The organism is Streptomyces sp. NPDC004752, from assembly GCF_053601275.1.
This window is the reverse complement of record NZ_JBSGBN010000214.1, coordinates 1-10,197: the sequence shown is the minus strand read 5'-3', so window position 1 is coordinate 10,197 and position 10,197 is coordinate 1. Positions and strand designations below refer to the sequence as shown.

8 protein-coding genes and 1 pseudogene are annotated in these 10,197 nt (G+C 64.8%); 5 read left to right on the top strand and 4 right to left on the bottom strand.

Features of this window, described 5'->3' with window-relative positions; genetic code table 11:
* Positions 1-598 precede the first annotated feature (598 nt).
* Together ACWEKM_RS44375 and ACWEKM_RS44370 are read left to right on the top strand one after the other, a co-directional pair.
* Positions 599-4,885 (top strand): polymorphic toxin-type HINT domain-containing protein, encoded by a 4,287-nt coding sequence (locus ACWEKM_RS44375; protein ID WP_451626993.1) that lies wholly within the window; start codon positions 599-601, stop codon positions 4,883-4,885.
* 75 nt (positions 4,886-4,960) lie between these two features.
* Positions 4,961-5,119 (top strand): hypothetical protein, encoded by a 159-nt coding sequence (locus ACWEKM_RS44370; protein WP_451626992.1) that lies wholly within the window; start codon positions 4,961-4,963, stop codon positions 5,117-5,119.
* Positions 5,120-5,266: 147 nt separating this feature from the next.
* On the opposite strand, the pseudogene ACWEKM_RS44365 reads toward ACWEKM_RS44370, so the two are convergent.
* The 3 genes and pseudogenes from ACWEKM_RS44365 to ACWEKM_RS44355 all read right to left on the bottom strand — a co-directional run.
* Positions 5,267-6,443: pseudogene (locus ACWEKM_RS44365) on the bottom strand (tyrosine-type recombinase/integrase); the annotation flags it as partial.
* Between the two features lie 261 nt (positions 6,444-6,704).
* A complete protein-coding gene (locus tag ACWEKM_RS44360) occupies positions 6,705-6,908 on the bottom strand; it encodes a DUF397 domain-containing protein (RefSeq protein WP_451626991.1) in 204 nt (67 codons plus the stop codon).
* Positions 6,905-7,777 (bottom strand): helix-turn-helix domain-containing protein, encoded by an 873-nt coding sequence (locus ACWEKM_RS44355; RefSeq protein ID WP_451626990.1) that lies wholly within the window; start codon positions 7,775-7,777, stop codon positions 6,905-6,907. Before ACWEKM_RS44355 ends, ACWEKM_RS44360 begins: the two co-directional genes overlap by 4 nt.
* Positions 7,778-7,966: 189 nt before the next feature.
* On the opposite strand from ACWEKM_RS44355, the gene ACWEKM_RS44350 reads away from it, so the two are divergent.
* The 3 genes from ACWEKM_RS44350 (at position 7,967) to ACWEKM_RS44340 (ending at position 9,463) form a co-directional block, all read left to right on the top strand.
* Positions 7,967-8,422, top strand: coding sequence for an ATP-binding protein (locus tag ACWEKM_RS44350; RefSeq protein WP_451626989.1), 456 nt, complete (start codon positions 7,967-7,969; stop codon positions 8,420-8,422).
* A 347-nt stretch (positions 8,423-8,769) separates the two neighbouring features.
* Positions 8,770-8,991 (top strand): bacteriocin immunity protein, encoded by a 222-nt coding sequence (locus tag ACWEKM_RS44345; RefSeq protein WP_451626994.1) that lies wholly within the window; start codon positions 8,770-8,772, stop codon positions 8,989-8,991.
* A gap of 127 nt (positions 8,992-9,118) precedes the next feature.
* Positions 9,119-9,463 (top strand): ankyrin repeat domain-containing protein, encoded by a 345-nt coding sequence (locus ACWEKM_RS44340; protein WP_451626988.1) that lies wholly within the window; start codon positions 9,119-9,121, stop codon positions 9,461-9,463.
* 425 nt (positions 9,464-9,888) lie between these two features.
* Here the strand turns inward: ACWEKM_RS44340 and ACWEKM_RS44335 are convergent.
* Positions 9,889-10,197 (bottom strand): response regulator transcription factor (locus tag ACWEKM_RS44335; RefSeq protein WP_451626987.1); only part of this gene is annotated, 309 nt, incomplete at its 5' end.

Sequence of the window (10,197 nt, the reverse complement as noted above, 5' to 3'; positions counted from 1 at the left end):
AGGCGAGTACTTCGACGTCCCCAACGGGAACTCCTGTTCTTCGGATCCTCACGATCCAATGATCAGGGTGTCCCCGATCAAGGGCTAACCCCCCCCGCCGACCAACCCCACCGGCGGTGACAACCCGCAGCCGCGCACCGACTTCTTCCACAAGTACGTTGTCACCCAGGTCACCGAATCCGACCCGACCGGCGGTGCACCCCTGAGGGAGACCAGCTACAGCTACACCGGCGGCGGCGCCTGGGCCTACGACGATGAATCGCCTATTTCCCAGGCCAAGTACCGTACCTGGGGAATCTGGCGTGGCTACAACACGGTCACCACCAGCGTCGGTGAAGCCTCCGGAACCCGCTCGAAGACCACCGCGCTCTACTACCGCGGCATGCACGGCGACAAGCAGGCCAGCGGCACCCGCAGCGAGACGATCACCGACTCCCAAGGGGTGTCCAAGACCGACTCCGAGGAGTTCGCCGGCCAACTCCGCGAGCAGATCACCTACAACGGCACCTCCGGTCAGGAAGTCTCCGCCAAGGTCATCACCCCCTGGTCGCAGCAGACCTCCAGCGACAGCCACTCCTACGGCACCGTCCGCGGCCACATGGTCCGCACCGGCACCGAGGTCACCCGCACCCGCCTGAACAGCGGCAGCACGATGACGGCCACCTCGACCACCACCTACGACACGACCAGCGGCCTGCCGCTGACCGTGGAGAGCGACGCCGACGGCGCCAAGGACTGCACCCGCACCTGGTACGCCACCGACGAAACCACGTGGATGCTCTCCTACCCCAAGCGGGTGGAGAAAGTCTCCGCCGACTGCTCGGTGACCCCAAACCGCACCAACGACCCCAAGACCACCGACCTCGTCTCCGAAACACGCCTCTCCTACGACAGCCAGGCCTACGCCGCCGCCCCGATTAAGGGAGATGCCACCCGCACCGAGCGCCTGACCGGCTACAACGCCGACGGCTCCGGCCACTACCAAACCGTCACCACGGCCGGCTACGACGCGCTCGGCCGGCCGACGGACACCTGGAACACCAAGGGCACCAGAACCAAGCACATCGCCTACACCCCCGCCACCGGCGGACCCGTCACCCAGACAGCGACCACCAACGCCGCCGGCCACACCGCCACCGCCGAGCACGCCCCGGACTGGGGAGTGGACATCTCCCGGACGGACGCCAACGGCAACCGCACCGAACTCGCCTACGACGCCCTCGGCCGCCTCACCGACGTCTGGCTGGCCGACCGCAACCGTACGAACGGGCAGAGCCCCAGCCAGAAGTACGAGTACAAGGTGCAGTCCGGCGCAGCTTCCTGGGTGGCCTCCAAGTCCCTGAACAACGATGGCACCACCTACCTCACCCAGTACGCCATCTACGATGCACTGCTGCGGCCCCGGCAGGTCCAGGTGCTGGCTGCAACGGGCACCGGCCGGGTGATCTCCGAAACCAAGTACGACTCCCGTGGGCTCGCGGTCGAAACGGCCGCACAGTACATCGACACAACCGCCCCCAGCGGCGCCCTTGCCACGCTGATCACCGCTGCGCCCGCCGGCACCGAAACCATCTTCGATGGTGCGGGACGGCCCACGGTGCAGAAGAACCTTGTCAGGGGCCAGGAGCATTCACGCACCACCACCACCTACGACGGCAACGCCACCACCGTCCTCCCGCCCACCGGTGCCTCCGCCGTGCGCGAGGAATACGACGCCCGCGGCCGCCTGGCGGAAAAGCGCGAATACAACGGCAGCACCGTCACCACCGACTACACCGGGTTCACCTACTCCTACGACCACGCCGACCGCCTGCAGACGGTCAAGGACGACGGCGGCAACATCTGGTCCTACGGCTATGACTTCCTCGGCCGGCAAACCAGCGCCTCGGACCCCGATGCCGGAGGCTCCACCACCGAATACAACGACCTCGACCAGGTCATCGCCGCAACCGATGCCCGCAAGAAGACAATCGGCTACACCTACGACAGCCTCGGTCGGCAAACCGCTCGCGTCGACGGTCCCGTGCCCGTCACCGGTGGGGTACCCACCCCCGACGACGCGAAGATCATGGCCCGCTGGTCCTACGACACCATCGCCAAGGGCCAACTGACCTCCACCATCCGGTACGTCGGAGGCAAGACCGGCGACGTCTACGCCATCACCAACGCCGACTACGACGAGCTCAACCGGGTGCTGAAGCAGCAGTACACGATCAGCACCAAGGAAGGAGCCCTCGCCGGCACCGGCTACTACACCATCAACAACACCTACAACCTCGACGGCACACTGCAAAAGCGCACCATCCCCGCCATGGGCGGACTCGCCGCCGAGACCCTCACCTACGGCTACACCCCCACCCGGCTCCCCGACACCCTCCAGGGCCTGACCGGCATCGTCCAGAACACCGACTACCTCCCAGCCGGCGAGCACACCCGCACCACCCTGGGCGTCTCCTCCACTGCCGACTGGACGGAAATCAACTACGCCTACGAAGACGGCACACAGCGCCTGGCCCGCCAGACCGTCGTCTCCGAAACCCACACCGGCACCGATGCCGACATCTACTACCGCTACGACAAAGCCGGAAACCCGGCCGAGATCGACGACCGCTCCACCAGCCCCGGCGACAAGCAGTGCTTCGCATTCGACGGCCACCGCCGTCTGAAGACCGCCTGGACCACCGCCAGCGACTGCGCCACCGCACCCACCACCAGCACGGTAGGCGGCCGAGCACCGTACTGGCAGAGCTTCACCTATGACTCCGCCGGCAACCGCAAGACCGCCACCAACCACCTCGCCACCGGAGGCCCATCCACCACCACCTACGCCTACAAGACCAGCGACCAGTCCCGCCCGCACGCCCTGGCCAACACAGTCACCAGCCTGGCCTCCGGCACGCAGATCACCGACAGCTACACCTACTGGGAGAACGGAGCCACCAAGACTCGCAACCTCAACGGCACCACACAGACCCTCGACTGGGACGCGGAAGGCGAACTGGAGAAGGCCACCGAAGCCAGCGGCGCCACCACCACGTTCCTCAACGACGGCGACGGCAACCGGCTCATCCGCAGGGATGCCACCGGCACCACCCTGTATCTGGGCGAGACCGAACTCCGCCTCGACAAAACCAGCGCCAAGGTCACCGCCACCCGCTACTACACCCACGCGGGCAAAACCGTGGCGATGCGCACTCCCAGCGACCTGACCTGGCTGTCCACCGACCACCACGGCACCGCCAGCCTCCAGATCGACGCCGCCGCACAGGCCCTCACCCGCCGCCCCACCAAACCGTTCGGCGAAGACCGAGGCGCTGCGAAGCCCGCCACCTGGCGCGGCGAAAGGGGATTCGTCGGAGGCACCGAAGACCCCACCGGCCTCACTCACCTCGGATCCCGCGAGTACGACACAACCACGGGACGGTTCATCAGCGTCGACCCCATCGGCGACCTGAAAGACCCCCAACAGATCAACGGCTACGCCTACAGCAACAACAACCCCGTCACCTTCTCCGACGCGAACGGTGAATTCCTCGGCCTGCTGATAGGCATCATCGTCGCGGTGGTGGCCGCGGTCCAGATCATCACCACCATCAGCAGCAGTGGTGGCGGCAGGGGTGCGGGCGCTACCTCCTCCGGCGGGATATCGAGCGCGGGCAGTGCGAATTACGGCCAAGGCGGCAGTGCCGGCTCGACGTGCTACAACTTCTCCGGCGGATACTCCATACCCGTATCGTGCTACAGCGACGAGCCGAAGAATCCCGAGAAACGCGGAGGCTGGAAAGACGCGCTCGCGGGAGCCGGCCACTGGCTGGTCGAGTCCGCTGAAGGTATGTCCAAGGCGAGCCCATGGTGCTGGATCGAAGACTGCTCCGGGGTGACAGACGCATACGATGAATTCATCGAAAGCAAGGGCGTCGACACCGACTCCTCGCTCTACAAGGACACCCAAACCAGACTCGACATCTACAGCTTCTTCAGCGTCACCGGAGCCGTCCGAACACTGGGCAAGAAACTCCTCAAGACTGTCGGCAAAAAGAACGATGTTCCGCTGCCCCACTGTGAATGCTTCCTTGCTGGCACGGACGTCCTCATGGCGGACGGGACAAAGAAGAACATCGAAGATATCGACCTGGGCGATAAGGTGCTGGCCGCTGACCCCGAGACGGGAGAACAGGGCCCGCGCGAGGTAACAGGCCTTATCGTTACGAAAAAAGACAAGTATTTCAACGAACTCTCGATCGCCACCGAAAGTGGGATCGAGAAGCTCACGGCGACTCATGAGCACCCGTTCTGGTCACCCTCGGAACTTGACTGGGTACATGCCGCCGACCTACGCCCCGGGATGACCCTGCGGACCAACGAGGGTGACACGGTCATCGTCACCGCCAACAGGGCACACACCAAGGAACTCCGTACCACCTACAACCTCACGGTTGACGGCTGGCACACGTACTATGTGCTGGCGGGGGCTACGCCGGTCCTCGTTCACAACTGTGGTGAGGCCGCTGATGACTTGCTCGACTTCGCAGACGAGGCGCTGAGTATGAGCCCGGAATCGCGACCCAACGTTGCGACGAAGATTACTTCTGCGGATGGAGAGCATGTCCGTTTCGCCTATGCGACGGATACGCGTAGCGGTGCAATGCCTCCGCAGACAGCGAGGGCAGTAGCCAACTCTGGACACCATGGCGGATGTGGGGAAGTTGGGTGTGCCATCCAGTTCGAGAATGCTGGCATCCCACTGGAAGGGTCGACATTCCAGTCCGTCATGATTGGTGGTGGCGGTAGAGGGAATTCGTTCCCAATTGAGAATCATGGCGAGCTGATCGGACCATGCCTTGCCTGCCAACGGTTCTTGCCTCTGATCGGTGGACGTGGGTGAGTCTCATGCCTGTCTCTCCAGAGTTGCGCGCCGCACTTCAAAGATTGAGAGAAGTGCGATCCGAAAGGCCTCCGGGTGAGCGTGAAACTGAATCTTTTGCCGCGTGGCGGGAAAGGATTGCAGACGCTTTGGATTCACTGGCTGGCGTTCTCATCTATCAGGAAGATCGCCAGAGGGCTGCCGCCGAAGCGGCCGCTGCTCGCGCCGAAGCAGAAAGAATCCGTGCTGAACTGAATCAACTGGGCTGATGGATAGACCTCTGCTCTAATCCGTCTGTTTCTGCAACTGCAAGGCGCAATGTCCTTGGATATATCAGAAGCCCCACCGAGAGAAATTCCGGTGGGGCTTCTGTGTCGTTTGACGGCAACGCTGGCGGCAACGTCAGCGGACGACGGCTGCGGCTGGTGGGTCGTCGGGGTCGTCGTCCTGGCCGCCGAGAGCGTGGTCCAGGGCGTCGATGGCGTCTCGCTGGAGTCGGAGTCGGACGTGGGCGTAGACGTCGCCGGTGACGCCGATGTGGGCGTGGCCCAGAAGTTCCTTGATCACGACGAGGTCAACGCCCTGTTCCAGCAGCAGGGTCGCGGTTGAGTGGCGAAGGTCGTGGAAACGGATGCGGCGGAGCCCGGCCCGGTCGAGGAAGCTGCGGAAGCGGCGGGTGAGGTTGGCCGGGTCGAGAGGCCGTCCAGTCGGAGTGGTGAAGACGAGGCCGCTGTCGCTCCAGGCCGACCCGGCCTGTCCTTGCTCCCTGTCCTGCCGCTCCTTGTGCTCCTTGAGGGAGTGGAGGCATTCGGTGGGGAGAGCGATGCGGCGTTCGGATGCCCGGGTCTTTGTGGGCAGGCGGGTGAGGCCGCTGGTGCGGGTGCGCTGGAGGGACGTCCCGGCGTTGAGGTCGAGGTCTTCCCAGCAGAGGCCGAGGAGTTCGCCTTTGCGAAGGCCGGTGCGCAGAGCGAGTTCGTACAGTGCGTACAGCCGATCGGTGCGGGCAGCGTCGAGGAACTGGGCGGGCCTCCGTTGTGGTGAGCGGCCGGAAACGCCTGGGCCGGTGTGTAGTGGTCTTGACGTTCCGTGCGACGTTGCGGGGCAGCTCGTCTTCCCGGACGGCGTGTTCCAGCGCGGACTTGAGCACCGAGTGCACGTAGGTCACGGTCAAAGGGGAGAGCCGCTTCTGGCAGCACTCGCCGATCGCGCAGCACTCCTTCCGTTTGGTGTCGAATCCCTGGGCGCAGCACTGGCAGGTGGTGCGCAGGCGGTCGAGGAAGGTGTGGACGTCCTTGGTGGTGAGGCGGGCGATCTTCTTGGTGCCGAGGCCGGGGATGAGGTGGAGGCGGACGCAGGTGGTGTAGCGGGTGTGGGTGTTCTCACGGAGTCGGTGTACGGCGACGCTGCCGAGCCAGTAGGTGAGGCAGTCGCCGACGGTGCTGTCGGCGGTGGCGACGGGGAGGCCGCGGTTGCTGTCGGCGATCTTCTCAGTGAGTTTGTCGGCCGCGTTCTTGCGGGTGGTGCCGTAGACGCGGACGCGTTTGCTGGTGGCGTCGGCGGCGGAAACGTAGCCGGCCGCTTAGGAAGCCAGCAGTCCTTTTTGAAACCGGGCAGCCGCCGCTGCACCGCGCGGACTGTTGAAGCGTGTGTGGGGCGGGGCGCTGGGGGAGTGGCAGCCGTGGGGTCGCCGTGGTGCGGGGTGGCTATGGTGCGGATGCCAGGAGGCTCCCAGTCCTGAAGCCCACACCAGATCGTGTCCGGCGGGGGCGACGGTGCGGAGACGTGAGGGGCTGCGGCGCGCCCATTGGCGTGTGCCCGCAGATACCTGATCGTGAAGGGGTCAGCGCAGCTGGGCGACGAACGCCTGCCAGGCCTCCCGACCGAATCCGATCACCGGGCCTGTGGGGCGCTTGGTGTCGCGGACGGGGATGAGGTGGGGGTGGTTGTCGGCGACTTCGACGCAGTTGCCCTGACCGCCGCTGTAGGTGCTCACCCGCCAGGTTGCTATGGCGAGGTCTGGCGGTGCGATGCGGGCTGGCTTCATGGTCTGTGCTCCTTGGCGACGCGTTGGACGAACCTGAGCGATTCCGTGGGTGGCAGAGCTGCGGTGCGGGCATCGTCGAACAGCGTCCGGTAGTGAGCGACTTCCGATTCCCGCTCGATCCAGATGTTGCCGGTCGGGGTCTCGGTGAGAACGAGGTCCATCGATGCCACCTGCGGAAAGCGCATCAGCAGGTACGGGCCGAACATACCTGAGTAGGCACCGCGTGCGAATGGCAGTACCTGGACGGTGACGTTAGGTAGCTCGGCGATGCAAGCCAGGTGTTCCAACTGAGCGCGCATCACCTCGGGGCCGCCGACCTGTTGACGCAGCACTCCCTCGGACAGGACGACCCACAGCTCCAGGGGTTCGGGTCCGGTGAGCCGTTCCTGGCGGGCGAGCCGTACCTGCACGAACTGGTCGATCTGCTCCGGTGTCTCCCAGGAACGGGAAGCGACGGTTACCGCGCGGCCGTACTCGGGTGTCTGGAGAAGCCCTGGCACGAGCTGCACTTCATAGGTCCGAACGCTGTCGCAGATGTCCTCCATCTCGATCTGGTCGCGGTATGAGTCGCCGAGGATGGAACCGTACTGATGCCACCAGCCTTCGCGTCGCCGTCGGTTGGCCCTGCGTGCCAGCGCTGCGAGACGCTCACGCGCCTCCTCGTCATCCACCCCGTAAGCCTTCATGAGCGCGTTCAAGTCGGGCGTCCGAACCGGTACATGGCCGTTCTCGATACGGCTGATCTTGCCCTTGGTGCAGTCAAGAACTTCGGCGGCGGCAAGTGTGGTGAGACCTGCGGCCTCGCGGAAGCGGCGTAGTTCGTCGCCGAGTTGGCGTCCGAGGACGGTGGACGGTTTCACGTTTGGCATACGCCCTCCCTACCAGAGTCTCGGCCCGCCGATCTTGAGATTACCCGAACGGGTGAATAAAGCGTCAGCTATCCATTCAACGTTGCATGGATGACTGTCTCTCGGCACTCTGTTGTGCAGAGCAAGGTCAATCCCGCTGATGGTTCGCGGGAGTTGGCCGACAGGTACCGACCCGCATCAGGGGGCCTCATGGCAGACCGCGACGGCTCGCACGAAACACATTTCCGGATCTCGCGCCATCCGAAGGGCGTGGCCCGGTCGCGGTCGATACTTCGGGACGTCCTCGGGGGCTGGGGCGTGGGTCAGGACGTCATCGAGTCGGCGGAACTCGTGCTGTCGGAGCTGGTGACGAACGCGATGCGTGTACGGGTGCCGACAGACCGGCAGGTCGGGGTGGCCTTCCTCCATGACCCGGAGGCGGGGTTACTTCGCCTTGAGGTGAGCGACGCGGGGACGGGCCGTCCGGAGGTGCGGTCGCCGGGGGACGACGAGACGTGCGGGCGGGGCCTGTTGCTGGTGGACGCGCTGTCGGACCGCTGGGGTGTCTTTGACCGGGAGTTCGGGATCGGAAAGACGGTGTGGGCGGAGTTCAAGGCGCCGCAGACGGAGACACATGGCGCGGAGCGCGTGGAAGCTCAGGCGTGACTGTATGTGAACGCCCTGCTGATGTACGGAAGTTGGTGCGCTGTACCTCAGCAGGGCGCAGGCGGACGTCAGTCCTTGGCGGTGGCGCGGCGGCCCCGGCCGCGTGTCGCCGGCGTAGGGCGCCGGGCGCGCAGGGTTGGGTGCTTTGCTGATTTGTTCAATCCCATCGGTGCATCGCTGCCGTGGCGCATTTCCCAGCTGCGGGCGGCGGCGGTCGAGGAGTACGACGCGGCCTCCGGCAAGGGTGTGATGGATACGGGTAACGAACGATAGACAGAGGTGACAGCGTGAGCGACTGGGGTAATAGTGCAGGTGTCGGTGGAAAGGGGAGATGTGTGGTGAGTGCGATGACGCGCCCCGAGCTCGTCGCATTGGTCGAGGGGATCCTGACCGGCGAAGGTACCGAGGAGGAGCAGGCTGAGTTGGGGCGTACCCTTGAGCGGAATGTTCCTCACCCGCGGGTCGTCGACCTCATCTACTATCCTCGCCAAGAGGGTTTCGATCAGGACGACTTGACGGCTGAACAGGTCGTAGACGCCGCTCTGGCCTATAAGCCCTTCGCACTGTAGAGCATCTTGGTGCTCTTGAGCCCCGCCTCGATTCCGGCGGATTCAAGGGGTCGTCGCCAGTATGTGATCACTGACCTGTGGTGGTGGCACCCCACCGGTCGCTTCTATGGAATTCGGGAGTCGCGCAGTGGAAGTGGAGCCGTGGACGCCTGTGCATCAGGCGGTTGAAACCAACGACTATGAGGAACTCGCTACGCTTCTGGATGCCGGAGCTGATCCGAACGAAGTCTGCTTCGGTATGACGCTGCTCGCGCATGCCATCGAACTCGAAGGTGATTCGACACTGCAGTCCGGGTATCGGCTGCATTCCGTACTTACTGCGATTGTGCTTGCTTATGGTGCAGACCCCGCGTTGATCTCACGTGACGGGCAAACCCCCATGGAAATCGCTGAGGAGTACAATCATGAACCTGCTAAGCGCCTGTTGCGGAATTTCTTGACACGTGATGAAAATCAGAACGCCCAGTTCTGAAGAGACGCCAAGAGACGGCGCTCAACTACTGCTGTCGATCATGTAGTTCAACTGTACCCGCAGCGGTTCACCTCAGAAGTCGTTGTCCTTCCGAGGAAGAAGGCTAAGTACCAGCTCAGCGGGGCCGACCTGAAGGCATGGAGTGGCGGCCCGTGAGGAAGACGCGGGGCGGAAGGCCGCCGCCAAGAGGTTCGTGAGCGCTTCCGATCAGTCCGCGCTGGTCGCCACAGCGTGCTACGTGATTGCCAGTACCTCCTGCGAGGGCATTGTCAACTTCTGTGAGAGTGAGGTCGCTTGTCGTTTTCGCGTCGGTGCGCGGGCCTTTCGCGTGGACGCGGTGATCTCGACGCCCCACCCTCACCGCACTGTCATCCCGTGAACCACCCCCGGTACAGTCCGTCCCCGGCGGTTCAGCCTGCCCTCGTTCAGTCCGCGTTCGGGCGGGCCAAGCCGTGGTCGTAGGCGAAGATCACCGCCTGGACGCGGTCGCGGGCGCCGATCTTGGCGAGGACGCGGCCGACATGGGTCTTGACGGTGGACTCGGCGACGACGAAGTGCGCGGCGATCTCGCCGTTGGTCCAGCCCCTGCCGATGGCGACGAGGATCTCCCGCTCGCGGCCGGTCAGGGAGTCGAGCCCGGGGTCCGCGGACCCCGGGCGGGCGGCGCCGCGGCGCGGGGGGTGGGGGGGGTTAACGTCCACGAGGCGGCGGGTGTTGGGGGGGGGGGTGTTGTC